Origin of the sequence: Pseudomonas tremae (genome assembly GCF_023278125.1) — a bacterium.
Classification (GTDB): Bacteria; Pseudomonadota; Gammaproteobacteria; order Pseudomonadales; family Pseudomonadaceae; genus Aquipseudomonas; species Aquipseudomonas tremae.
The window spans coordinates 1,046,406-1,070,228 of record NZ_CP066270.1; the positions used below are offsets into that span (position 1 = coordinate 1,046,406).

Consider the following 23,823-nt stretch of genomic DNA (forward strand, 5'->3'; position numbering starts at 1 on the left):
CACAGATCTACGTCGCGTCGCGCGTCCCAGTCTGGACATTCCCACCCTGAGGGTGAGGAACGATAGCCATGGGGCTCCGATCAAACCTTGCGCTTGAGCGGCTCGCCTGCAAATTGCACACCCGCCAAACCCTTCGCGATCAGCGCACGGATGTTGCCGTGATCGCTGTCTTCCGGCGTCGCTTGTACCGAGCGATAGTGTTCGCCAAATGCCAACAGCGCTTCCTCATCACTCAAGCCTTCCAGTAACGCCAGGCCCAGTGTCTTGCATGAACCTTCGTTCTGCCCGGCAGCGTTTTCAACGTCGCCATTTTTGAAAGGCTGAGGCTGGTAATCGTAGCCTGCTGAAATAAATGCCAGCGTGTCAGCAAACATGTGTTCGCCGCTGTGCAGGCTGGCACGCAGGGTGTTCAGATCAGTCATGTCTGGTTTCCTTGGCAAACGCGGCCTGCTGTTCGGTGCTGGCTTCTTTCTGGTACTGGGCTTTCCATTCGCTGTACGGCATGCCGTAGACCACTTCGCGAGCATCGTCGAGGCTGATGTCGATGTGTTTTTCATCGGCAGCGGCCTTGTACCATTTGGACAGGCAGTTACGGCAGAAGCCGGACAGGTTCATCAGGTCGATGTTCTGGACATCCTTGCGGCTGTCCAGATGTGCGACCAGTCGGCGAAAGGCTGCGGCTTCGAGTTCGAGGCGTTCTTGTTCGGTCATGACGGGCTCTGTTCAGTCAGTAAGTCGCGTCATGATAAGAGTTTCAGCGTTGACCGGCGAGCGTGATCGACACCGATTCGGCGAAACGCAGGGCATGTGGCTTGTCGACTTCCACTTCGGCGTAGATAACCGCCTGGTGGGTCATCACCAGGTCCAGCACTTCCTGCGTCAGTCGTTCCAGCAATGCAAAGCGATTGCCCTCGACATGCTGAATGATGGCTTTGGTGATCGTGCGGTAGTTGAGCGCATGCTCGATATCGTTATCGCGAACAGCTTCCTGTGCCGCGTAAAGAATCGTCAGGTTGATCAGCACGTCCTGCTTGTTGACGATCTCGTCCTCGTTTATACCGATATAGGTACGCAGGCGCAGGTCCTTGACGCGGATGCGGGCGGTGCCGGGCTCGAGTCTTGCCATTATTGTCTGCTCCGTCCGATCAGTTGCAGAAACTCCATACGGGTGGTGCTCGACTCGCGGAAGGCGCCCAGCATGACCGAAGTGTTCATGGTCGAATTCTGTTTTTCCACGCCGCGCATCATCATGCACATGTGCTGGGCTTCAATGACCACCCCTACACCTGCTGCGCCTGTGACGTTCTGAATGGCATCGGCAATCTGCTTGGTGAGGTTTTCCTGGATCTGCAGGCGCCTTGCAAACATGTCAACGATACGAGCGATCTTCGACAGGCCCAGTACCTTGCCGGTCGGAATATAGGCCACATGCGCCTTGCCGATGAAGGGCAGCAGATGGTGTTCGCACAGTGAATAAAGCTCGATGTTCTGGACGATGACCATTTCATCGTTGTCGGAGGCGAACAGCGCACCGTTGACGATTTCTTCGACGCTCTGGTTGTAGCCGTGACACAGGTATTGCATCGCCTTGGAAGCGCGCTTAGGTGTGTCCAGAAGACCTTCGCGGTCCGGGTTTTCACCCAGTCCGAGCAGAATGTCCCGGTAATGCTGTGGCAGTGATGAACTCATCAGAAGGTCCTCGGGGCGGCTTACTTTACGTGCCGTCCGCCGTTTACGGTCAGTGTTGTGCCGGTGACATAAGTGCTGTCCAGAAGGTAGCGCAGGCTCTGGTAGATCACTTCTGCACCAGGCTCTATGCCCATGGCCGATTTGGCCAGGGCGTTGGCGCGGTAGGCCGCATCGTCCTTGGGTTGGAACATCAACAGCGCCGGAGCTATGCCGTTGACTTTGACAAGCGGGGCGAACCGGGCGGCGAAGGACAGCGTGAGGCTTTCCAGCCCTGCCTTGGTTGCGCAATAGGCAATGTGCTTGCTGCTGCCCTTGCGAGTCACGTCATCGCTGATATGCACGATGTCGGCAACTTCGCTCGCGGTGAGCAGTGCCTCGCAATGAAGATTGATCAGATAGGGCGCCAGCATGTGAACACTGAACATCCGGGTAAAGTTCTCGGCTTCGTCGCCCGGTGCCTCTGCCAGCCACTCTGACGCGTTGTGCACGATCGCGCGCAGGCTGGAGGTGTGCGCCTTAAGCAACTCGATGAAGGCCATGACCCCGGCTTCGCTCGAAAAGTCGCCATGGATCGCCACTGCACCTGCCTGACGCAACTCGGTCACGCTTGCGTGCTCGGTGCGATAGCTGATGATCACCCGATGCCCATGCTCCAGAAGTCGCAGCGCACAGTGCTGGCCGACACGCTGGCTGGCGCCGGTAATCAGGATGGGTGCAGAAGATAATGGCATCGACAGCTCACGTATCAGAGGTCCGGGAAGGACGCGGGTTTTACGGTCGATTGTGTCTTCCGGTTGAGAGGCAAAGTTATACCAGAGAATTTTTTTGTACAACCCTGCCCAACATTAAACTCGCCCACAACGCTGTCCAGACCTGCTTGCCGTCCGCTTATCGAGTGGGGAGAGCCTGTTCTGAGCAGATCAAGACCTGTACCTGAGCACGGAGCGTGTACAGGTCTTGAAGGGGGGCTATCGAGGGGAGGGTGACTGCGTTGACTGTGCAGGCGATGCAGGCGTGGTGTGCAACCAGGAGGCGAGCAGGCGTGTGGACAATGGAATAAACAGATAGACCATCAGCGGGGTGAGCACCGCCGTGCTGATCATGATTCGCGGCAACAGGTCCAGATGGTTGAGCAGCGGACCCAGCAGAAAGTTGAAGATCAACGACACCGGAAAGAACGCCAGCCAGATAGCCACGGCCTGCTTCCAGCGTGGCGGGCGCTGATCGACCGCGCCGAACCAGCCATCGATCCCGCTGACCCGGTGCTCGGAAGGTTGTGCAAACAGGCCGCTGCCGCGCACCAGCCAGGAGCGCCGAGAGGCTGAATGCTCCCAGGCGTGCATGGTGTGCTGATCGGTGAAGCGGAAAATGATCTGAAATTCGTCATCTCCGGGCGGCGGCGCTAACACGCCTGACCCCAGGTAGCCTGGAAAATCCGTAGCTAAAAGCTCGCCTTCATGCAGCCAGGCCATCATTTCCTGGTAACGACCGTGCGCGACCCGGCGGGCAACCATCAAGGTGACGGGTGAGGTAGACATCGTGTATCTCCGGTAGAGGCGTGAGGTTCCCGGGTAGGGAGGTCACATGCCGCGATCCGGGGTGGTGGGTCGCGACAGCTTCACTGAAAAGCAAGCAAGGATTATTCCTGAAACCACGCTGTACCGGTAGCGCTTCGACACATTGACGTTTACTTGTGCAGAGAGGGGTGTTTACGGCGATGCTCTTGCAAGATGTACTGGCGCAGACGCTCGCCATCTTCCTTGCCATGTTTGCTGAAGTGATACGCGCCGAAATTCGTGTCGATCATTCGTTCAAGCTTGCCGCGCATCGGAATCGGCGACTCACCCTCAGGGTTGAACCAGGCCGAAAAATTCCTCGGCAGCTTGCCGTCTTTCCGGTACTCGAGAAGAACCCCCTTGAATGACAGCTCGTGAACCCAGAGTGCCGTCTGCGAGCCCTTTGCTGTTTCAAGCGGTACAGGTTCCGACAGCACGAGGCGCCAAGGACGAATCTTCGGGCCTTCCTCGAAAATGCTGGGCGCACCCAGTTCGAGGTGCAGCGCATGAAACTCGTCTTCCACCAGATGCAGCGGAAAATTCATCTGCTGGTTTTCGAACTGTGCGTGAATCGTGACCTGTTCATGTGCTGCGAGCCGGGTCAGCAGATCCTGGATCTGCACGCCGCCATTGACCAGCAGGCTGCGCGTGCTGTCTCGCACGTTTAACTGCGGGTTACGCTGCATGCTCTGAATGAAATCCAGTTCAGCCTGGGTGAGAAGTGAATCGGGTTGCATGACGGTGCTCGGTCTAACCGGTTATTGAGAACAAAGACCATTGTTTCCGCAAAGTGTTTCAACCGCTGGTCATTTTTTCGAATTTCAGCATTTCTGTTGCTGGGCGATAGCTTCGGGGCAACAGAAAAATCAGACGGCATTCTAAGGCATAATGTTTCAATTTTTTAAGCTGCAAAGGAATAGCCATGAAAATCGCCGTCGTGTGTGGATCCGTCTACGGGTCGTCCGAGGAAGTCGCCAGGCATGCAGCCACGCTGTTGCGGGCCGCTGGGCACGAGACGCTGGTAAACCCCCGGCTTGCGCTGCCGGACTTGCTGACGTTCGGACCGCAGGCTGTGCTGGCCGTGACCTCGACCACTGGTATGGGAGAGTTGCCCGATAACCTCATGCCCCTTTACGTGCAACTGCGTGATCTGTTGCCTGCCGCTTTGCGTGGCTTGCCAGGCGGCGTGATCGCGTTGGGTGATGCCAGTTATGGCGACACTTTCTGTGCCGGCGGCGAGCAGATGCGAGAATTGTTCGCTGAACTGGGCATTGTCGAGTTGCAGGACATGCTGCGTCTGGACGGCAGCGAGAGCGTCACCCCTGAAACCGACGCTGAACCCTGGCTGGCAGCGTTCATTGAGCTTCTTGGCTGAAGCCATCCCGCTCCGTTAGCAAAGATGATTCAGTACAGCGTGTGTTGATTGTGGCGTGCCCTATGGGAGCTGTGCGGGATATATCTGTCAGCCTGCCGTCCATGATCAATACGTGCCTGTTTTCTGACTGCCTGTGTTAAATGAACACTGTTTATAGGAAGCTTTACTTATCCATGTAAGAAGTGTCCTATGGCTATGTAGTCTTTGTATGGATTTGTCTTTGGCTATCAACTAAGTTCGCCCCACTCCGATATGAGTCTTGTATGCATTCATATCGGAGTTATCACATGACAAGATCAATCTGGGGTGAGTTTCCACAGCTGACCTTTGCGGAGCCGCCTGCGAGGATCACGCTGAAGAAGGCGGAGGCACAGGTAGGGAAAGTACTGCAGGACATAGGCGAGAACTCGTTAGCGCTTAACGCTCTGGCCATGGAAAAACGCAAGATGAAGCCTTTGTTCAAGGGCTTTAACCCCGAGCAGATAACCCCTAAAGACCTGAACAGAGCCGGCATGATTCTGTACAAGTTTGGCATGATCGACAATCATACCGCTGAACTCTTTAGCCGAACCGGCGACGAGTTCGACAAGAGTGGCAAGCTGGTCGACGCCAGTAAAGAGATCAACGCCGTGGAGTTTTTTGCCAAGCAGATTATCGAAATGAAAGAGCGGGTATTGGGCGGCGACCCCTACGCCAAGCTATTACTGCCCGATTACATCAAGGCCATTCATATCATGCAAAACCTTCAGGCTTTCGCTGAATCAGGGGACAGTCGTGAAATGCTCAAGATAAAGGATATGGAAAAGAATGGGCTGGTGAAAAAGACCCCTAATGCCAAAGGGTAAGTGATGATCAAAACCCGCAGCCATAAAAAAGGCCGCTGCATGGATACGCAGCGGCCAAACAAAACGCAGGATCAAGGGAGCTTGCAAATCCACGTCTATTTCAACGTGCGCAGGGTAACTGCCTGCATGCTTTAGAAAAATCCCTGCGCAGGATATGCAGCGTTACTGCGCAGGTAACAATCGTCGGCGGGCTGCACCCTTGGGCATCAACTAGCCGCCATGCTCAGGCTGGAGGAGGTGCCAGTTGTTCTGAAAACTCTTGATCCAGCACACCGATGCGCTGCTCATCCGGCCAGAACAACGCGGCTTGTCCGCAGACCTGCCCCTGTGTGTCCAACAGGGTCCACACCACGCCGGCGTAGATCATGAACGGTTTATTATCCGCATCCACTCGCCAGCCGCTGTAGCCATCGGCGATGCCGTTGGCGGTCACTTGCTCCAGCAATACCTGTCGCGCAGCGCGATCGAGCTCCGAAGCGCTGAAGCGTGAGGGCATGCCGATGAAGCTCTCGCGCGGGTACTTGAAGCATTGCAGTGCGCATTCGTTCACGTAGGTAAAACGCGGGTCTGCGGCGCCGTCATGGGCCAACAGGCTGTAGGGCGCCTGGGTATGCAGCCAATTCAGGCGTTGTTGCGGGTCCAGTTGCCCAGGCGAAGGCAGTCCTTGGCCGGTCCAGTGTCGGTAGCTTTCATCGATCACGTTTATGAAATGTTCTTGCAGGGACACACATCACCTCGCATCGTCAGTCGGAAACGTTTGCCCGTCAGCAGCGCACCCCGGCCACCGCGCCTATTTAGGCCAACGGCGGGATGGTCATCATGGGCTTCGGGCGGCAATTCTACTCGCGCCGACTTTTCAGACCAATCTAATGAACGCTGCGCCTCGACGGCAACTGGCTGAGACGCTCTGTCAGCCTGAGCCGCTGGATCGGATCTTCGCTGAGCATCAATGCGTGTTCCAGATCGAAACGCTCGGCCTGCGGGCACTCGAGGAGATTGTAGAGGGTGGCGCGGGCCAGATGATCACTGCTGGTTGCCTGCCCCAGTTCGATGATTCTGTCAGCGTCCTTGAGCGCCGCGACAGGGTTGTCATTGATCTGGTGCAAGTGCCGCAGATTGCGCGATAGCCGCTGCAACATGTTGACCGGCGTGGCGCGCACCATGTGTTCGGCACGCAGATGCATGGTCGGACCGAATTGTCGAATGAGCAGTTCGCGACAGTCTGCGGGGTAGAGCCTGCGTCCACCACAGGGGTCAAGCAGATGGTCGGCGCCGGGCACGCGCAACAGGAAATGTCCCGGGAAGTTGACCCCTTCCAGCGGGATCTCGAGCCGTCGTGCTATTTCCAGAGTGATGAGTGCCAGCCCGAGCGGCTGGCCTCGTTTGCGCAGCACGATTGCATGCAGCAACGCCGCTTCCGGCCTGGGCGGGTTCCAGTCGTCCTGTTGAAAACCCAGCGCGGCGAGCTGTCTCAGCAGTGGTTGCGCCAGTTCAGATGCCGGCAATACCGGCAGTGCCGCACCGGCCTGGCGCTGCAGATGGTCCAGCTCGCCCATCACGTCTTGCCGTGCAAACTGCGCGTCATGTTCTGCCGAGACCCACAGCGCGGCATCAAACACCGCAGGCGGCGTTCGTTGCAGACAAGCCAGGCAATGCTGACGTGGAGTCATCGACCACTCCGTAACCGACGTTCGAGCGTTGAGTTCAGAGACTCTTTTTAGCCCTGTATGCAGTTTTCGTCCAGCGCCGCCTGTACCTACCGGCTCAGTGCCTCCACCAGTTCAGGCGTCACGTAATGCGGGCCGTCGAACAGGTACAGCGGATAGCCGTCATAGGCGTCGATTTGCGGTTGCAGTTCGGCGGCGGTCGCCGAGCGAAAACCGCCACCGACCTGTGGGCGAAACGCTTCGACGATGATCCTTACCCGGTTTTTGCCCAGCCGTTTGCGCAAGGCATCGGCATAGTTTCGGGCGACTGGTGCGGTTCGGGCATAGACACCCACGCCGTCCTGAAAGAACACTCCGATGTCATCCGGCAGCCAGGTTTTCAGCCAGTCGGCAGTGGCGGCAGGGCCGATGTTGGCACCATCGTAAACACTGATCCACAACGGTCTTGGCAGTTTTGCCAGCAGGGCAGGTAACTCCTTGGCGCGGCTCCAGCTGGGGTCGACCTCGGCCGGAAAGTACCAGCCCGTGACATTGAGCGGGGTTTTGGCCTTGGCCATTTGGGCGGAGAGCAACGCCAGCTGTTCGATATTGTCCCGCGAGCGATTCTCGCTGAAGTACCCAGCCAGGCCCAGAATCACTTCCTGCGCCCAAGGCTGTTTGCCGATGCGCGACCAGTCCGGCACTACCGGCACGGTCGGCAGGCCTGCGCCGGGTATGAAGGATTGATCATCGACCGCCGTCCACTGTACGAGCAATTGTCGTGCGCCGAGCTTGTCCCAATCGCCGCTGATACCTACCGTCGCATTATCCGGTTGCCAGACAATGCCGACGATTCCAGGCCCCTTGGGCTGTATCAACTGGTACAGCTCGCTGGAAACAAAGGTCAGCGCACTTATCAGCACGGCCGCCAGCGAGGTCTTGACCAGCGTTGTCTGGCGTAGCAGTGCGGTCAAAACCTTCAAACATTACTCCCTGATAGATGATTCGCGATGGTCACCACGAAAATGTCATGCGTGCGAAGACGCCTTCTGCACGATCATCACCGAAGATTTTCTCGCGGTATTGCACCGAGAAATCGACATACGACTGCGGTGCCTTGTACGTATCCTCGCGGAACCAGTAGCGTACGCCGGTCCCCACGCCCAAACCGCCGGCGTTGCCTGATGACGTGCTGCTGCGGCCGAGGGTGTCGACCTCGCTGCGCATCTTCGAATCGTAGTCCACTGCTGCGACCACATGCGGAAACACCACCAGCCGCGGGCTGATGCTGTCCAGGCGGAAGCTGCGGCCGACCTGCCATTCGCTGTTGAAATAGTTGCGTTTGTCCTGCAGATAACGCCCACCTTCGGCGTAAAGCTGCGAGGTCCACCAGCTCGGTACATCGACCCGCAGGTCGGTGCCGATGCTGGAACCATAACCCAGGCGCACCAGCCAGTCGCCATCGGCATTGGAGTTACCCAGAGGGAACGTGCGTTCGAACGCGCCGATAATGTTGACTTCGCTGAACGGCTTGGCCCGTATCCCGAGTGCGCCTTGCAGGGCATCGGCGCCGGTATCGGACTCGCCGCTCTTGCTCCAGAGGGTATCGGTCACACGTCCATAAAGCTCGACGAAGCGCGCATTGCGATAACCGAACGGGCGCCAGAACACTTCGGTGCTGTTCTGCACGCTGTCGGTGTTGCTGGTCGGCGCGCCGTTGAGCCCGCTGCTGGTGCTGGCACCGCGATAGGTCGTGGTATTGGTCAGGCCCCAGACGCGAGACAGGTCGGAAACGGCGCGGCGAGTGTCGAACACTTGCTGGGCCGGCATCTGCAAATCGCCGGCCCGCTGATAGTCGAGCACTCGTTTGAACCAGGCGATGGCCTGAGCATCTTCCGATGTGCGCATGGCGGTGTAGGCCGCATCTTGAACTTCACGAGGCTTCAGGCCTGCCTGGCGATCAACGCGCTTGAACGTGTCCAGCGCGCCCTGATCATCGCCTGCCTGGCTTAGGAAATACGCAATCTGTACCTCGTCGCCCGGTTGCAGCTCCCCGGCATCGCGGGCTTGCTGCAGACGTTGCAGGGCCTCTCTCGGCTGGCCCATCGTGGCATACAGCGAGGCTTGTTCGCGCAGCGGCAGGTTGCCGACGGCCAGTGCCTGAGCAAAGTCCTGACGCGCACCGTTCTGGTCGCCGAGGCGTTGACGCAGTTGCCCGCGCTGGGCGAGCAGGGTGGCATCGTTGCCATTGAGCGCCAGGGCTTCGGTGGCGGCAGAGCGCGCCTCTTCGTATTGCCCTTGCGCCATCAGCGCGCTGACCAGAAGTTTCCGGTAAGCCATCTGTTTCGGAAAGCTGCGGACCGCATCCCGTGCCTCGCTGACAGCTGTTTCGTTGTCGCCGCGTGCCAGGGCTTTATAGCCTCTGGCCGCCTTGTCGACCGCGACCTGTTCCTGAATAGCCTGCAGACGTCGGGTCAAAGCCGGTTGCGGCCCCAGTGTCTGTTCTGTTTCCCGGATGGCTGTCTGTGCATCGTCGAGACGCTGCTGACGTTGCAGGGCCTCGATCAGCATCATGCGGTAATCCAGGTTTTTCGGGGCCTGCGCAATGGCATTGCGGGCATGCCTTGCAGAGCCCCCGTAATCACGATTGGTGTATGCGCGCAGCGCCTGATTGCCTTCCAGGTAGCCGGGCTTCGGGCGTGCCTTGGGGAAGCGTTGCGGATGATCGCGACGGTATTTGTCGCGCTCGGCCAGAGCAATCAGATCGCGCAACTGTGCAGCATCGGCCCGCTGACGCAACGCTTCGTTGGCCTTGGCGATAGCAAGGTCGTAGTCCTTGCGGTTGTAGGCCATGTAGGCTTCGTTGGCAATGGCGTACGCAGGACCGGTCAATGGCAACGGCAGAGTTTCTGCTTGGCTGAACGGTGAAGAAAGGCTCAGGCCGGTCACCAGCAGCGACAGGATGAAGGGGCGCTTCATAGTGGCTGCTCCGTTTGAGCATCAGATTGGTAATGGTTGTGCTGACGTGCCACAGCTTCTTCGATAGTTGCGCGTGGCAGCACGCCGATATCGACCAGGTAATCGCCGATTCGGCCATGTACATGCGGTCGGTAGCCGAGCATGGCTTTGCGGAATACTTCGCGGTCCAACAAGCCTTGTTCGACCAGCAGATCGCCCAGCAACGGAGCTGCCGATGGCAATGGCAGCCCGTCAACTGCGTTGAGCTGACGCAACTGCGTGACGATATCGCTTTCGCGTGCAATCAACTGCACCGGTTCGGCGCCCAGTTGCTCGGTAATCTGTTGCAGCCCCTCTTCTGAAAGCGGGCTCGCCACAGCGATTTCCTGGCGACCCAGCGCATTGATCTGCAACGGCACGACACGCCAGCGCACGCAGAACTCATCGGCCAGCGGGTTGTTCGCGGAGCGTTTGCCGGCAATGTCGAACACCCGCGGCAGATCGTTTTGAAAGGCGATGGCTTCTGCCAGGGTTTCATCGTCAAGCCAGCCGTGGCTGAGCAGAATACGGCCCAGCGGCATCTGGCGAGTCTGTTGCTCGGCCAACGCGGTCTGAAGCCTTTCATCGTTGATGGCTTGCCAGGACAGCAGCACGCTGCCCAGACGCCGGGGTGCGACGGCTACCAGGTCGGTGGACGGGAAGTCGTGCATGGTCTTGTCCCAGACCAGTTTGCGATTGAGCACCTTGCCAACCAGAAACATTCGCCAGGCCCGTGCCGCAGCCATGAAATTGACGAAGTTGCCGACCACCATGCGCGGTATGGACAGCAAGCCGTGCTGCCAGCCATACAGCGCAGTGGTGAAGTAGCAGCGATGTGCAATCCGCCACAACAGTGCAATGCCGTTGGCCACCAGCAGGTATTGAATCAGCCCGGTGGTTTCGAACGGTGTCGGGAAACTGGTGTTCCAGACGCCACTGGAGCGCAGAACGATCAGCGCCAGCAACTGAATGAGGATCAGGTACGCGATGATGCTGATAAACGACGTCACTACGCCCTTGCGGTCGCGAAACAGCAGGTAACGGTTTGCCAGCGAGCCGGTCCATCCCATCTGCTCCCAGCCTTGCAGGCCGATGCCCAAGGTCCAGCGCGCTTTCTGACGAAACGCAGTGCGAAACGTGTCCGGAAAGAACTCGCGGACACAAAGCGGCATTTCCAGCGTTGATTCATATGGCTTGCGGAACCACGACTTGCGCAACACCCGAAACTGCACCGGGAAACGCACAAAGATCGCCTGCATGCCGTACTTCGCCAGTCGGGCGCCTACATCGTAGTCCTCGGTAAGGCTTTCGGTGTTGAACGGCTGATTCTGGTTTTCTTCGGCCAGCACCATCAGTGCACGCCGCGAGAAGCACGTACCGACACCGGCCGACGGCACGGTATCGGTCATGCTTTCGCGGACCACCAGGTCCTTGCCGTGCCATTCGGCAAACTCGTCCATGTAGGTGCCGGCTACCCATTCGTACCAGTTGCGCTCAAGCGATACCACCGGCAACTGGATCATGTCCTTGCGCGGCAACAGGTAATTGAACAGGCGCAACTCAAGCGGGTGCAATACGTCTTCGCTGTCGTGCAGGATGGTCCCGGCGAATTGCACGGCATGCGTCTTCTCGTACAGGAAGATCGCCTGAATTACCCAGTTCAGGCAATCAGCCTTGCAGGTCGGACCGTCATGCGGCACTTCCACACGGTGCAACTGCTTATAGCGACGGCGCATGCGCTCCACTTCATCTATGGTGCGCTGGTCGTTGATGTAAGTGCCGACGAAAACCACGTAGTTCTGGTAATCGAGCGTCGACACCATGTTCTCGATCATCGGCGCGATGACGTCGTATTCCAGCCATGCCGGGACCATGATTGCCAGCGGCTGTTCGTCGCGGGCAATCAGTTGTTCGGCGGTCAGCGGCCGGTAGCGGCGTTCGGCGGTGAACTTGCGGTACAGCCGCCTGGCCCAGTACCAGATGTCGATGATCAGGTCGTCAATACTCGAGACGAGAATGATCAGCCCGACGATGATCGTCGCGACTTCCAGCACGCTGTAGTAATGGGCCAGCCAGTAAGGCCAATAAAGCGACGTCATTGAGGCGACCCGTTACGAGCGATTGCGACGGGCGCTACGGCCAGCCAGCAACAGAATGAGAAAGAGCACGATGCCGGCCGGAATCAGCCACAGCAGCGACGGTTTGCGCCAGGCTTCAATGCCGGTGACTTCTTCGTCCTCGATCATCTGGCTGCCAGTCGGATCCTTGGCGTCAAAGGTGGCGAGCGAGCCGCTGTCGGACAGCAGTGCAGCATTGCCGCGCTCCAGCAATACCGGACGCTCGAAGACCGGTGCCTGACCGCCCAGGGTGCGATAGACCATGCCGTGCTGACCGCCAGCTTCGATCACTTGCAACGAGGCCACATGATTCAGGGACTTGAGGTCGAGCAGCGTTTGCTCTTTGTGATTGATCAGCAGGTGCCCATCGCTGCTTGCCTTGACTGACTCGGCGCCGTCTTTGATCGGCAACTCAAACGCCAGGAAGGATTTGCCCGGTGCTACCGCAACGCTTGCATCGTCGCTGACACTGAGTTGCGCACGCAGTGGCGAGACCCCTGAGGCACTGGCGATACGAATGACCTGCGGCAGGCTGCTGGCCGGGCGCTCGAGATAACCTTTAGGCACCATCACCTGAGTGTCGGTCGCAAACCGCGCCGCCATGCCCGAGAAATTCTCGTCGGGGGTGATCTTGTCCAACACTACGTGGCTGGTCGGCAGTACCGAAATCGGAAAGGCCTGAGGCGTTTCCAGGCACTGGTTGCTGACCGGCTGACGCTGGAAGGAGACCCGCAGGGTGTTCTGCGCTGCCAGCGCGTATTGCGGAATTCTGGCTTCGATGCGTTCCTTTTTGCCGTCGGCAGTCAGTTGCATGGCGCCGATCAGGTAATCGTTGAGGAACAGCGTCGCAACCGGCGGTGTTCCCGACGCGCCGGGTGCCGCGGCGACGTCTATCATCGCGGTCACCGGTACGCGACCGTCATAGGCCACACTGCCCAGCGGGAACGAGGCGCTCCAGTCGGTTTTCGCCAGTACATCGACCGTACCGGGCTTGCCGCCGAGACGGGTCAGCGCAACACGACCGTCTTCGCTGAGGGGCATGGCTGCCTCTTCGCCAATGGTCAACTGGCGATTGCGTGCCAGTTTGTTCCACGCCGAGCTGAACAGGCCGATGGCCTTGCTGGCCGACTCAGGCTTGATCATCAACAGCGCACGATTGCCCAGCAGGGCCAGGCTTACATCCTCGGAGCTGTTGGCGAGCGGTTGCTTGATATGACGCTCGCGCCACTGGCCCAGCGCGCTGGCAGCCGATGCATCGAGGCCCTGCACCTGTGCCTGAAGGGCGTTCAGTGCATCATCGATTGCCTTGAGCAATTGCGGATCGCTGATGGCCATGTCCGCCTGCAACGCAGGGGTTTGACCGAGCATCAGCAAGGCGCCGATTTCTGCCGGGTCGCGCAACGTGTACTGGCCTTTGCCGTCGAGGCTGGCAAACGCGGGTATTTGCTTGAGTTCTGCAGGGATGTTCAGGTTGCTCAGGTCCACGCTGTCCTGAACTGCCGGGAATGGCAGGATGCGCGCCTGTTTGCCGATTCTTTCCAGCGCCACACCCAGACGCCATGCGGCATCGTAGCTGGCACTGGACAACGTGCCGGGTGCGACCATCAGGCCCGGCTTGCCCGGCATGGCATTCCATGCCGCACCTACATCCTGCAACTGGCTTGCGTCGTAGCTGTAAGTCAAGCGCGTGTGCGGATCGATGCGCAGTACGTTACCGATGGCGCGCTGGTCTTCGCAGAGCACCTTCGAAATGACCGAGGACCAGGCAATGCCCAACCGGACCGAGCCGTTTTCCCGCACCGCCTTGTCAACACCCAAAACCGTACTGGCATTGCCCTGTTCTTCGTTGAGGCCCATTGCACGAACCGGATAACCGTCCAGCGACAGCAACAATGTGTTGCGGCCAGCTTCACCGTTCAGGTAGCTGGCGTCGAAGTTCAGCGTTGCATCGGTCAGCGGCACATTGGCTGGCACCGGCAGGTAAAGCTCCCGGCGCGCGTCAGTGGCTCCGAGGATGATCGGGCGATCAATACCCAGCTCGCTCAGCTCGATCACTCGTTCCTGACGATTGTCGGCAGTGATCCTGTTGATCGCCTGGGTCAGAGGGCTTTCTGCAGCCAGGGCGAATGCAGGCATCAGCGCCAGCAGGGTCATCCCGCAGGCAAGGACGTTCAACGCGCCCGTGTTTACGGTAACGGAAGATTTCATCGGACAGATCTCGCTAAGGGCTCAAGGCCCTGGGTCTTGATGCAGGCTACTGATCCGCATAAACGTTTTCGGGTACCTGACCAAAGTCAGATACCCGTTACGCTTGCCGACTGCATCCTGCGAATTCGTTAGGTGTTGGTGTGTGCTGAATGCGCAATGCGCAGTTTTTATCTAGCCGGCCATCGAGCGCATCTGGACGTGCTGGTGCTGAGGCTTGATATGGGTGTCAGGCTGAGCACTGTGCAGGTCGAGACGTTGACGCGGCAACTCAGCGACAAATTCTTCTACCGGACGGCCCATCAGCGCGTCGACGATGCGCGCACTGGCTCTGCCGTCTCCGTACGGGTTGGCTGCACGTGACGCGTTCTGCCAGAGAATCTGGTCATCAAACAGCGCATTCACGCCGCGAATAATCGCGTCCGGCTCTGTGCCTACCAAGCGCACGGTGCCTGCAGCAACGGCTTCCGGGCGCTCGGTGACGTCGCGCATGACCAGCACCGGCTTGCCCAGTGACGGTGCTTCTTCCTGCACGCCGCCGGAGTCGGTGAGAATCACGTGGGCGCGCTGCATCAGACGCACGAACGACAGGTAATCAAGCGGCTTGATCAGATGAACGTTGGGCAGATCACCCAGATGTTCGGTCACCGGACCCAGAACATTGGGGTTCAGGTGTACCGGGTAAACGATCTGGATATCGTCGCGCCGGGCCAGCTCAGCCAGGGCTTTGCAGATATTAAGGAAGCCATCACCGAAGTTCTCGCGACGATGTCCGGTGACCACCAGGACCTTGCGTTCAGGCACCAGAAACGAGAATTGGCGATCAAGCGCATGGCGCAACTGGCGGTTGCTGTCGATCCGCTCGGCCGTCAGATGCAATGCGTCGATGACCGTATTACCTGTCATAAAGGACACACCTTGCAGGCGCTCGCCCAGCACGTTGCGGCGCGACTCGGCAGTGGGGGCAAACAGATGATCGGAGATCAGGTCGATGCAGCGACGATTCATCTCTTCAGGCCAAGGCTGACGAATGTCGCCCGTACGCAAGCCGGCTTCGACGTGACCAATGGGAATGCGGCGGTGAAACGCCGACATGGCAGCCACCATTGCTGAGGTCGTGTCGCCGTGTACCAGAACCTTGTCTGGCTTCAACTCGTCAAGAATCGGGTCGATGGCCGCGTAAAGCGCAGCGGTCAGGGAATTCAGAGTCTGCTCAGGGCGCATCACATCAAGGCTGTAATCAGCCTTGAGCTCGAACATGTCCAGTACCTGCTGCAGCATGCTTTGATGCTGGCCAGTGATGCAGATTCTCGAATCGATACCTGGCTCGGCGGCCAGAGCTCTGACCAGAGGAGCCATCTTGATGGCCTCTGGACGAGTGCCAAAGATTGAAAGAACCTTCATTCTGGGGTGCTGACCAGCCATTGATTTCCTCCAGCGCTGTCTAGCGCTCTGCACAGCAATGAGTCCGGGCTGCGGACAGCTCGTTGGGTGTGCGAGTTGATGAATTTCTCGGGCGGGAAAAATCGGAGTTAATACTCGATGTTCACTTCAGTGTGATGTAGCCATTTGCCTTGTTACCCGGATTTGGTCGGATTATTAGCAGAAGAAATTAACAAAGCCAAACTTTTTATTAACTATTTTTCAATGTGTTGATTGGTCTGAACTTTCATTTTTAAGCACGGTCAGTGGAAGGTTTAATGGCCATGGTCGAGCGTTTCGGCCAATGATTGCAGGGGTTTCGCTCCGCGGTGGCGCGGGCTTGATGAGTTTTAAAGTCTGACTAGGTGCGATGCAAAGTGTCGGTGATGGCAAAAAGCTCAAATAAAAAATGGCGCACTGTGAAGTCCCTCGCTACAGCAAAATCCTGACGCCTGTTTAATGACATTTACAGAGATGCGGTTCACAAAAATGGCGCTGCTATTATGACGGTGAGGAACTTTAATATGTAACGTTGCCGAAGCGAAGGGGCGAAGCGAGGAGTGCATATGTCGCGTTACATACTGTTGGAGTGAAACTATTCATTTGAATGTATGAGGGGTGGAGTTGTAGCAGGTGCCACGCCTCTGAGCAATCTATAAATGAGAATGATTAGCGACCCCCCCTGCGAAAGGCCGCTATCCACGGTGGCTGTCAGCTCTGCGCAGCGGAAGGCTCCGACAGCTCGTTGAGCGCCGTGGCGTTGTTTTTGAACGCCGCTGCGAAGACAGCCCGGTTTTTCGCCATGTAAATGCTCGCGTCCTCTGCGTGCTTCTCGGAAATCCCCGGTACGTTCTTGACCAGGACGTCAGTGAGAAGCTCGGCCAGCTCGAGCATTTGATCGTGCGCATCGGCGAGTTTACGGTCCACGAAAGTAGTCTCCAGATCGCGGGTACTGCGGTAAAGGGTTTCAACAGCCATTTTGGCCTCGTCGTCTTATCCAGTGTTGAAAGGGCTAGACCCGGACGTTCAGCGCTTCACGCTCTGACCAGCGGGTGATGCAACAGCAGTGATCGTGCATGACCAGCGTGCCGGTCAGGTAGAGCAGGGCACCCCGTTGAAGGCTGTTCACCGACGCGTATGCATGTGAATTCCTGAGTACTGTGTTTTTATACAGTAAAAACAGGATTGCAATCAAGCACTGTATGAATGATGGCCTTTGACTACCTTTTTTCCGCTGCAAATGTGCCTTGCGACATCCCGTCACGCTCTCAACCATAGCCTATGGCCCTGTTCCTGCTTTAGAAAGCAGGCTACAAAAGGTCATCAGTCCTCGGCATCATCCGATCGGCATAAACGAAGGTTCAGAGGTAGAGCGTCATGGGAAACAAATGGGCAGTAAAGATAAGGCACCGTGTGCATGGCCAGGCCGAGTCACTGGGCAACCTGTGTGTCGAAAGCTTTCACTTTCTGGCGCTGTTCGCGATCGGCGCAATCACCGCCTGGGCATCAGTAGTCGCTTTTTTGGGAATGATCGAGAAAGGCAACGTCACCGTTGATGACATTCTGCTGCTGTTCATCTACCTGGAGCTGGGGGCGATGACCGGGATTTATTTCAAGACCAACCACATGCCCGTGCGTTTTCTGATCTACGTCGCGATCACCGCACTGACTCGCCTGTTGATTTCCGACGTGTCCCACCACAACCCGCCCGACATCGGCATCATCTACCTGTGCGGCGGTATTCTGCTGCTGGCGTTCGCGATTCTGGTTGTACGCTATGCATCGTACAAATACCCTTCGGCAAAAATCCCCGACTCATCCAGCGCGGTCAAAGGTGCCGTGACGGAAGAGAAAGGCGAGGTCTGATCGACGCACTGGCGGCATCCATGAAAGATGTCGCCAAGCGCCTGTCACCGATAAGAGATGCCTAGTTGAGCCAGGCTCCGGCATGCCAGTGCCAGCCATCACCCGCGCTTTCCCAGTGCGGATGCACATAGCGATAACCGGGACGTTCCGCTTCCCAGTGACCGTGAACCGGCACGTATCGCTCACCGTTCCAGTGCCAGTAACCGCGTGCCCATACATAGCCGGCGCGAGGCGCAGGCTCCACTTCGATCACGCGTTCTGGTGGCGCTTGCGGCGCAATCACTTCCTCGACGTATTCATGATGTACGTGTGATCGTTCATGCACGACCCGCTCCTCGACACAACCTGACGCTATCGCAAGCGATGCGATCAATACCCCGTAACGTAAGAACATGTTGCCTCCTCGGAATCATCCGCAGGTGCAGTGGCGCTGAACGTCATGCCCAGTCGCTCGAATGTTTCTGCAAGGATTGTTTTAGCAGGTCGTATCTGTACTTTTGCTGAACCTGAGGGAGGGCACGTGGTGGCGCAAGGCCTTGATTATGTTCACTTCCGAGATGGTTTGCTGCTTCAGGGGCGGGTTACATCAACTTGCAAAACGGCAATATGCTTGGACATTTCAAGCTAAGCGATGCGGAGCATCCAGCCACCCAAGCACTCCGAAGCGTTGATCGAGCAACTGGCCAAGGCCATGATGCTCGACCCCAAAACAGGCAAGCCAATGCCAGGCTCACCTGTTTACAGCAAGAAAGACTGATGGTCAGGGTGAGTGCGCATCAAGCCCCGGCGGTCACCGTTGCCTGATTTCGTGACCACGGACCATTCGCAGGCATTGTTGTTTTCTGCAGTGTCGCGTTATCGGTCATCGCCGCGAGGAACTTGATCGCACTCTCGCCGCGCTCGATGGCGATGCCGAACTGCACGCTTTCGATAAGCTTGCGCAGGCGTTGTGGGTCGTTTCGCTGTGCGGCGCTGATCAGGCGCTTGGCAACAACTCCGCACTCGTTGGAAAGAGTCAGCATGATGCTGCCGTCCAGCCCTTGAATGCTCAGATTCACCCGATAATCGGGGTGAAAAGTGTCCGTGATCATCTGAAAAGGATTGTCCATATCATTCACCTGCTCAATGGTTCTGCGTAAGTTGACCGGGTATTCGTCCTTTTGGTTCTCGATGACAGATCAGCGGTTGCGTTACTCCTGCGCTTGCTGCTGATGGGTTTTGATGTCATCTTTCGCGTTAATGATAATTTTTCGTGTTTGAGAAGCGTTGACGTATGCGTGACTTTTCCGCCGTTGATGACGATTTGCGTCGTCGCCAGCAAATGACCGAGCTCTATAGCGATCACCATGCGTGGTTGCACGGCTGGCTGCGGAAAAAGCTGGGCTGCTCGCACCGGGCCGCTGACCTCGCGCATGATGCTTTTGTGCGAATTCTTGCTCTGACCGAACCGCTCAATTTCAAGGAGCCGCGCGCTTTCCTGGCGACGACCGCCACGCGGCTGCTGATTGACGGGACCCGGCGACGCAAGGTCGAGCGTGCTTACCTGGACGCACTGGCGTTGCATGCCGACGAAGCCAGCATTCCTAGCCCTGAAGCGATCCACGTCGCACTGCAGATACTGGAGCGGGTCGCCCGGATGCTCGAAGGCTTGCCCGAGAAACCGCGGCAGGCCTTTTTGCTCCATCGCCTTGATGGACTGACGTACAGCGAAATCGCCACTCACTTGGGTGTGTCCTCCAGCATGGTGAAGCAGTACATGGCAAGCGTCATGGTGCACTGCTACAAGACACTGCACGGTTCGGGCCATTTTGCATGAGCGACACGCGTGAACCCTCCGAGCTGATGATCACCGAGGCCGCTTCCTGGTTGGCTTTGATGCATGACGAACCGGTAAGCGCGGCTGACAGAACGGCCTTCGAACAATGGCGCCAGGCTGACCCCGCACACGAGCTGGCGCTGTCGCGGATGCAGTCGCTGTGGGGCAGTTTCGATGAGTTGTCCGACCCTCCGAAGCGTGCTGCACTGCGTCAGACTTTCGTGTCTGCGGGACCGAAACCGACCTCCCGCATTGTCCGGGCAGTGGCATTGATCGGTGTTCTGGTGTGTGGCTGGATGGGCGCTGAACAACTGCCGGTATGGATGGCCGATCAACACACTGAGGTTGGCGAAAGACGACAATTCGCTCTCGCCGATGGCAGCCAGGTGCAGCTCAACAGCGGTTCGGCACTGAATGTAAAATTCGATGGACGGCAACGCGTGGTCGAGTTGCTGCAAGGCGAACTGTGGGTTGAGGTGGCCAAAGATGTGCAGCGACCGTTTGTGGTGCGCACCGATCAAGGCACGATCACCGCACTGGGCACACGCTTTCTGGTGCAGCGGGGAGAGGAGGGCACCACTGTCAGCGTGCTGGAATCGGCTATTGCCGCTCAAGCCAACACGGCAGACGTGGTGAATGTGGCCACCGGTCAGCAGGCTTTGCTCAAGGATGGGCGAGTGCAGGTGCCGCATCCCCTGGACAACCAGGATCCTGCGGCCTGGACACGTGGCTTGCTCAAGGTGGATGACCGTCCTTTGAGTGAGGTGTTGCGAGCCCTGGCGGTTTACCGCCACGGTATGTTGCGTTTTGATGCACAGGCGCTGGAAGGCCTGCGCGTATCAGGCGTATTCCGCCTTGATGACACCGACGCTGCGTTGGCTACTCTGGCCGATAATCTGCCGATCACGGTCGAGCGCTTCACCGACCTGCTGGTAATCGTCAAACCGACGAATCGATAAGCCGCGGGTCAACGGCGCCGACAATGAAAAAGGGCGAACCCTCGCAGGTTCGCCCTTTTATTTGCAAAACGTGTCAGCCATACCTCAGCTCAGACGAGCAGCTTCTTTCTCCTGCTCTTTTTCCAGAAATTCTTCTTCAAGCAATGCATCCGGGCTGACCGGATCGTCGTCCTGCTCGGCCAGAGCAGGCGCGGCACTGCGCTTGCCGCGCAGCTTGCCAAACAGGTGCTCCAGAGCGTGATCAAGCTTCACGGCAGCACCGTCCACGGCCTGATCTACCGTATCGGCCTTGTGGGAAACAGAAATGGGCTGGTGACCTTTGGGCCGGGCTTCCATCTGGCACTTGATGTCGTGCGGGCCGGGCTTGTCGCCGTTTTCATCGCGGATATGGACTTCCACGCGAGTCAGGTTTTCATCGTAATGTGCGAGCGTGCTTTCAACGGTGGTACGAACCCACTCCTCCAGTCGGATACTGCTTTCGATGTGATTATCGCTATTGACCTGGATTTGCATAGTTAATCCTTATTAGGGCTTGCTCGTGTGAGGCTGGACAGTGCGATCCCGTGCGGAATCGATTTCGTTTGCGCTCATTCACAGTGTTGGCGCCAATGGACAGACAATTCAACCCCAATGTGTAAGAAATATTTCGACGTAAAATTTCTGACGATCATTTGAATGTAAATCCCTCTCATTCCCTGTCCGTTTTGCGACCGTGTGCGTCATGGCTAAGGAAACCCAATCGATACCAAGGATCTGTCATGCCCCGTCCCGCCAGTTCGCTGCACCCCTTGGCACTTGCCGTTCTGATGGCCTGTGCGGCGATGCCGTTGCACGCAGCCGAATCCTCAGTACCGAATCAGGACGTCACTGCGGCGCGCAGCTTTTCGATACCGGCCGGGGATCTGGGCCAGGTGCTCAATAGCTTTTCGGAGCAGGCGGGCCTTGCGCTGGCATTCGACCCGGCGCTTACGCGGGGTAAGCGCAGCACCGGGCTGCAGGGTACGTACAGCACCGACGAAGCGATTGCCCGGTTGCTCGGCGGCAGTGGCTTGCGCGCGAGGGCATTGTCGGCCAATCGCTATCGCATCGAGGCGGCGCCGGAGGCTATCGAGGGTTCGATGGAGTTGCAGGCCACCAACATCAGCGGCGCGTCTCAATTCGAGACCGCCACCGGGCCCGTGACCGGTTATGTGGCTACACGCGGGCTGTCGGCGACCAAGACCGACACAGCGCTGATCGAAACCCCGCAATCGATTTCGGTCGTGACCAAGGATCAGATGAAAGCTCAAGGGGCGGAGAATCTCAGTCAGATGTTGCGTTACAGCGCCGCTGTGGTGCCTGAGACACGTGGCTCTACGGCGTCGCGTCTGGACATGCTGAGCATCCGTGGCTTCTCGCCCGAGTTGTATCTGGACGGCCTGCGCATGCCAGGCAATCGCGACGCCGCGCCGCAAAAGGACGCGTTCGATCTGGAACGGGTGGAAGTGCTGCGCGGTCCTGCATCTGTGCTGTACGGTCAGGCCAGCCCCAGCGGGGTGGTGAACATGGTCAGTAAGTTGCCTACCGACACGCCATTTCATGAGATCGGCCTGACCTACGGCACCTTCAACAAGAAACGCACCACCTTCGATTTTGGCGGCCCTGTCGATGATCAGGGCGTTTACTCTTATCGTCTGTCCGGTCTGTACGATGATGCCGACGGCCAGATCGAACACACCGAGACGCGTCGTCAGTCTATCGCCTCGGCATTCACCTGGCGGCCTGATGACGCCACTTCGCTGACCTTGCTGGCCAATTATCAGAGCGACCCCAAGGGCGCTTCTTATGGCTCCATGCCTGCTTACGGCTCAGTCGTGAACAGTCCGACCGGGCGGCACATCGACTTCGATTTCTATGATGGCGAGAAAGACTTCGAAAAGAGTGACCGTGAATATCACGCAGTGGGTTACATGTTCGAACATCATCTGAACAACGTCTGGACCTTCCGCCAGAACGCCCGCTATATGCGCAGCGAAGGGCTTTATCGAAGTATCTATAACGGCTGGGGCACTCTGGAGACCGACTATCGCACCTCCCGGCGGGCCACCATCGCCACTGACGTGAACCTGGATTCGTACACGCTCGATAATCAGATGCAGGCCAGTTTTGACACCGGCCCGCTGCAGCACACGCTGTTGCTGGGTGCGGATTACCAGAACACCAGCACCGACACCAAGGCCGGCTACGGCACAGGGCCGACGCTGGATATCTTCGATCCGGTCTATGGTTCGCCCGTCGAGGTGCCTGCCTATACCGAGTCCGGCACGCAGCGTGATCAGCAGAAAGGCTTGTATCTGCAGGAGCAGTTGAAGTGGGACAAGTGGGTGCTGTTGATGGGCGGTCGCTACGACTGGGCAGAGAGCAGCAACAGTTCCAGCAACCTGACGTCGCGCGTAAAAACCCGGTCTTCTGCCGACAGCGAAGCATTCACCGGGCGCATGGGCCTGGTTTACCTGTTCGATAACGGGTTAGCGCCTTACGTCAGTTATTCGGAATCCTTCGAGCCGCAGAGCGGTACAGGGCTGGATGGCTCATTGTTCGATCCGACCGAAGGCACGCAATACGAACTGGGCGTCAAATACCAGCCGCCTGGCAGCAACAGTTTTATCACTGCCGCGATTTTCGACCTGCGCCGATCCAACGTGCTGACCCAGGACCCGGAAGGCAACATGTGCAATGGCTCGGTGTGCCAGGTGCAGACCGGCGAGGTGCAGTCTCGTGGTTTCGAACTGGAAGGCAAGGCCAGTCTGAACGACAACCTGGACATCACCGCTGCTTATGCCTACTTGGACAACCGGGTGACCAAGTCCAATAACGCGGTCAACGTGACGTCAGGCATCATCGATGACGCGCCGGGACGTGAAGTGGCGGTCAAGGGCACCACCGCGCCTGCGATCCCCCGCCACACGGCATCGGCATGGGCTGATTACACGTTTCATGACGGGCAACTGAAAGGTGCTGGCGTGGGCGGCGGGGCGCGTTATGTGGGCGCAAGCTGGGGCGATGAAGCCAACACCTTGAAAGTGCCGGGTTACACCTTGTTCGACGCTGTCGTGCATTACGACATTCCAAACATCAGCAACACGATGGACAACCTGCGACTGGCGCTGAACGTCACCAACCTGACCAACAAGGAATACGTCGCGTCCTGCTACACGTACTCATGGTGCTGGTACGGCTCGCAACGCACCGTGCAGGCGAGTGCTACCTATCGCTGGTAACAGGAGTTTGCTTCTCGTTACTCACGCTTCAGCGTGGTACTGCATTTCGTGACGCCCCGCGTCTGCGCGG

Annotated in this window: 25 protein-coding genes and 1 pseudogene; 7 read left to right on the plus strand and 19 right to left on the minus strand. The window is 58.0% G+C overall.

The window, feature by feature from the left end; translation table 11 throughout:
• Positions 1-80 precede the first annotated feature (80 nt).
• The 8 genes from I9H09_RS04840 to I9H09_RS26870 all read right to left on the minus strand — a co-directional run bounded on the left by I9H09_RS04840 (position 81) and on the right by I9H09_RS26870 (position 4,169).
• Positions 81-422, minus strand: a complete 342-nt coding sequence (locus I9H09_RS04840; RefSeq protein ID WP_024671369.1) for a HopJ type III effector protein — start codon at positions 420-422, stop codon at positions 81-83.
• Complete coding sequence (locus I9H09_RS04845) at positions 415-711, minus strand: DUF1244 domain-containing protein (protein ID WP_005891268.1); 297 nt, start codon at positions 709-711, stop codon at positions 415-417. The genes I9H09_RS04840 and I9H09_RS04845 overlap by 8 nt, the downstream gene beginning before the upstream one ends.
• Before the next feature lie 43 nt (positions 712-754).
• Entirely contained in the window at positions 755-1,126 is a 372-nt protein-coding gene (gene folX / locus I9H09_RS04850) for a dihydroneopterin triphosphate 2'-epimerase (protein WP_005891269.1), read from the minus strand.
• Positions 1,126-1,689 carry a GTP cyclohydrolase I FolE gene (gene folE / locus I9H09_RS04855; protein ID WP_005891270.1) on the minus strand — a complete coding sequence of 188 codons (564 nt, stop codon included), beginning with the start codon at positions 1,687-1,689 and terminating at the stop codon, positions 1,126-1,128. The genes folX and folE overlap by 1 nt, the downstream gene beginning before the upstream one ends.
• A gap of 20 nt (positions 1,690-1,709) precedes the next feature.
• On the minus strand, positions 1,710-2,420 hold the full coding sequence (gene folM, locus I9H09_RS04860; RefSeq protein ID WP_005891271.1) for a dihydromonapterin reductase: 711 nt from the start codon (positions 2,418-2,420) through the stop codon (positions 1,710-1,712).
• A 237-nt stretch (positions 2,421-2,657) separates the two neighbouring features.
• The gene (locus I9H09_RS04865; protein WP_024671368.1) at positions 2,658-3,227 is read right to left on the minus strand and encodes a putative antibiotic biosynthesis monooxygenase; all 570 of its coding nucleotides are present in this window, start codon (positions 3,225-3,227) and stop codon (positions 2,658-2,660) included.
• Between the two features lie 149 nt (positions 3,228-3,376).
• Positions 3,377-3,982, minus strand: coding sequence for a hypothetical protein (locus I9H09_RS04870; protein WP_024671367.1), 606 nt, complete (start codon positions 3,980-3,982; stop codon positions 3,377-3,379).
• Between the two features lie 58 nt (positions 3,983-4,040).
• Positions 4,041-4,169: a hypothetical protein gene (locus I9H09_RS26870; RefSeq protein WP_268811973.1), complete on the minus strand. Its 129-nt coding sequence runs from the start codon at positions 4,167-4,169 to the stop codon at positions 4,041-4,043.
• On the opposite strand from I9H09_RS26870, the gene I9H09_RS04875 reads away from it, so the two are divergent.
• Positions 4,168-4,620, plus strand: coding sequence for a flavodoxin (locus I9H09_RS04875; RefSeq protein ID WP_054998056.1), 453 nt, complete (start codon positions 4,168-4,170; stop codon positions 4,618-4,620). The genes I9H09_RS26870 and I9H09_RS04875 overlap by 2 nt on opposite strands.
• 287 nt (positions 4,621-4,907) lie before the next feature.
• Positions 4,908-5,465: a hypothetical protein gene (locus I9H09_RS04880; protein ID WP_054998055.1), complete on the plus strand. Its 558-nt coding sequence runs from the start codon at positions 4,908-4,910 to the stop codon at positions 5,463-5,465.
• Between the two features lie 223 nt (positions 5,466-5,688).
• Here the strand turns inward: I9H09_RS04880 and I9H09_RS04885 are convergent, their stop codons facing one another.
• From I9H09_RS04885 to I9H09_RS04920, 8 genes are all read right to left on the minus strand, one after another.
• Positions 5,689-6,192: an MEKHLA domain-containing protein gene (locus I9H09_RS04885; RefSeq protein ID WP_005891283.1), complete on the minus strand. Its 504-nt coding sequence runs from the start codon at positions 6,190-6,192 to the stop codon at positions 5,689-5,691.
• 139 nt (positions 6,193-6,331) lie between these two features.
• Complete coding sequence (locus I9H09_RS04890; protein ID WP_005891285.1) at positions 6,332-7,135, minus strand: SirB1 family protein; 804 nt, start codon at positions 7,133-7,135, stop codon at positions 6,332-6,334.
• 86 nt (positions 7,136-7,221) lie between these two features.
• Positions 7,222-8,094: an alpha-amylase family protein gene (locus tag I9H09_RS04895; RefSeq protein ID WP_005891287.1), complete on the minus strand. Its 873-nt coding sequence runs from the start codon at positions 8,092-8,094 to the stop codon at positions 7,222-7,224.
• A 31-nt stretch (positions 8,095-8,125) separates the two neighbouring features.
• A complete protein-coding gene (locus I9H09_RS04900) occupies positions 8,126-10,090 on the minus strand; it encodes a bacteriophage N4 adsorption protein A (protein ID WP_054998054.1) in 1,965 nt (654 codons plus the stop codon).
• Positions 10,087-12,207: a glycosyl transferase family protein gene (locus tag I9H09_RS04905; RefSeq protein WP_024671363.1), complete on the minus strand. Its 2,121-nt coding sequence runs from the start codon at positions 12,205-12,207 to the stop codon at positions 10,087-10,089. Before I9H09_RS04905 ends, I9H09_RS04900 begins: the two co-directional genes overlap by 4 nt.
• Before the next feature lie 12 nt (positions 12,208-12,219).
• Positions 12,220-14,433 carry a cellulose biosynthesis cyclic di-GMP-binding regulatory protein BcsB gene (locus I9H09_RS04910; protein ID WP_122347009.1) on the minus strand — a complete coding sequence of 738 codons (2,214 nt, stop codon included), beginning with the start codon at positions 14,431-14,433 and terminating at the stop codon, positions 12,220-12,222.
• A 171-nt stretch (positions 14,434-14,604) separates the two neighbouring features.
• Complete coding sequence (gene wecB / locus I9H09_RS04915; RefSeq protein ID WP_122347010.1) at positions 14,605-15,855, minus strand: non-hydrolyzing UDP-N-acetylglucosamine 2-epimerase; 1,251 nt, start codon at positions 15,853-15,855, stop codon at positions 14,605-14,607.
• A gap of 708 nt (positions 15,856-16,563) precedes the next feature.
• On the minus strand, positions 16,564-16,830 hold the full coding sequence (locus tag I9H09_RS04920; RefSeq protein WP_005891294.1) for a YebG family protein: 267 nt from the start codon (positions 16,828-16,830) through the stop codon (positions 16,564-16,566).
• A gap of 399 nt (positions 16,831-17,229) precedes the next feature.
• Between I9H09_RS04920 and I9H09_RS04925 the strand changes: the two genes are divergently transcribed.
• Positions 17,230-17,718 carry a phosphate-starvation-inducible protein PsiE gene (locus I9H09_RS04925; protein ID WP_005891296.1) on the plus strand — a complete coding sequence of 163 codons (489 nt, stop codon included), beginning with the start codon at positions 17,230-17,232 and terminating at the stop codon, positions 17,716-17,718.
• Between the two features lie 61 nt (positions 17,719-17,779).
• Here I9H09_RS04925 and I9H09_RS04930 read toward each other — a convergent pair whose 3' ends face one another.
• Positions 17,780-18,112 (minus strand): YXWGXW repeat-containing protein, encoded by a 333-nt coding sequence (locus I9H09_RS04930; RefSeq protein WP_024671361.1) that lies wholly within the window; start codon positions 18,110-18,112, stop codon positions 17,780-17,782.
• 243 nt (positions 18,113-18,355) lie between these two features.
• Here I9H09_RS04930 and I9H09_RS04935 point away from each other — a divergent pair.
• Positions 18,356-18,475 (plus strand): annotated as a pseudogene (locus tag I9H09_RS04935) (sel1 repeat family protein); the annotation flags it as partial.
• A gap of 19 nt (positions 18,476-18,494) precedes the next feature.
• Here I9H09_RS04935 and I9H09_RS04940 read toward each other — a convergent pair.
• On the minus strand, positions 18,495-18,827 hold the full coding sequence (locus tag I9H09_RS04940; protein ID WP_005891299.1) for a DUF3509 domain-containing protein: 333 nt from the start codon (positions 18,825-18,827) through the stop codon (positions 18,495-18,497).
• Between the two features lie 164 nt (positions 18,828-18,991).
• Between I9H09_RS04940 and I9H09_RS04945 the strand changes: the two genes are divergently transcribed.
• Entirely contained in the window at positions 18,992-19,534 is a 543-nt protein-coding gene (locus I9H09_RS04945; protein ID WP_005891300.1) for a sigma-70 family RNA polymerase sigma factor, read from the plus strand.
• Positions 19,531-20,493 carry a FecR family protein gene (locus I9H09_RS04950; protein WP_122311879.1) on the plus strand — a complete coding sequence of 321 codons (963 nt, stop codon included), beginning with the start codon at positions 19,531-19,533 and terminating at the stop codon, positions 20,491-20,493. Before I9H09_RS04945 ends, I9H09_RS04950 begins: the two co-directional genes overlap by 4 nt.
• A gap of 84 nt (positions 20,494-20,577) precedes the next feature.
• On the opposite strand, the gene I9H09_RS04955 is transcribed toward I9H09_RS04950, so the two are convergent.
• Positions 20,578-21,006 carry an HPF/RaiA family ribosome-associated protein gene (locus I9H09_RS04955; RefSeq protein ID WP_005891304.1) on the minus strand — a complete coding sequence of 143 codons (429 nt, stop codon included), beginning with the start codon at positions 21,004-21,006 and terminating at the stop codon, positions 20,578-20,580.
• Between the two features lie 245 nt (positions 21,007-21,251).
• Between I9H09_RS04955 and I9H09_RS04960 the strand changes: the two genes are divergently transcribed.
• Complete coding sequence (locus I9H09_RS04960; RefSeq protein ID WP_122347011.1) at positions 21,252-23,753, plus strand: TonB-dependent siderophore receptor; 2,502 nt, start codon at positions 21,252-21,254, stop codon at positions 23,751-23,753.
• The last annotated feature ends 70 nt before the right edge of the window (positions 23,754-23,823 follow it).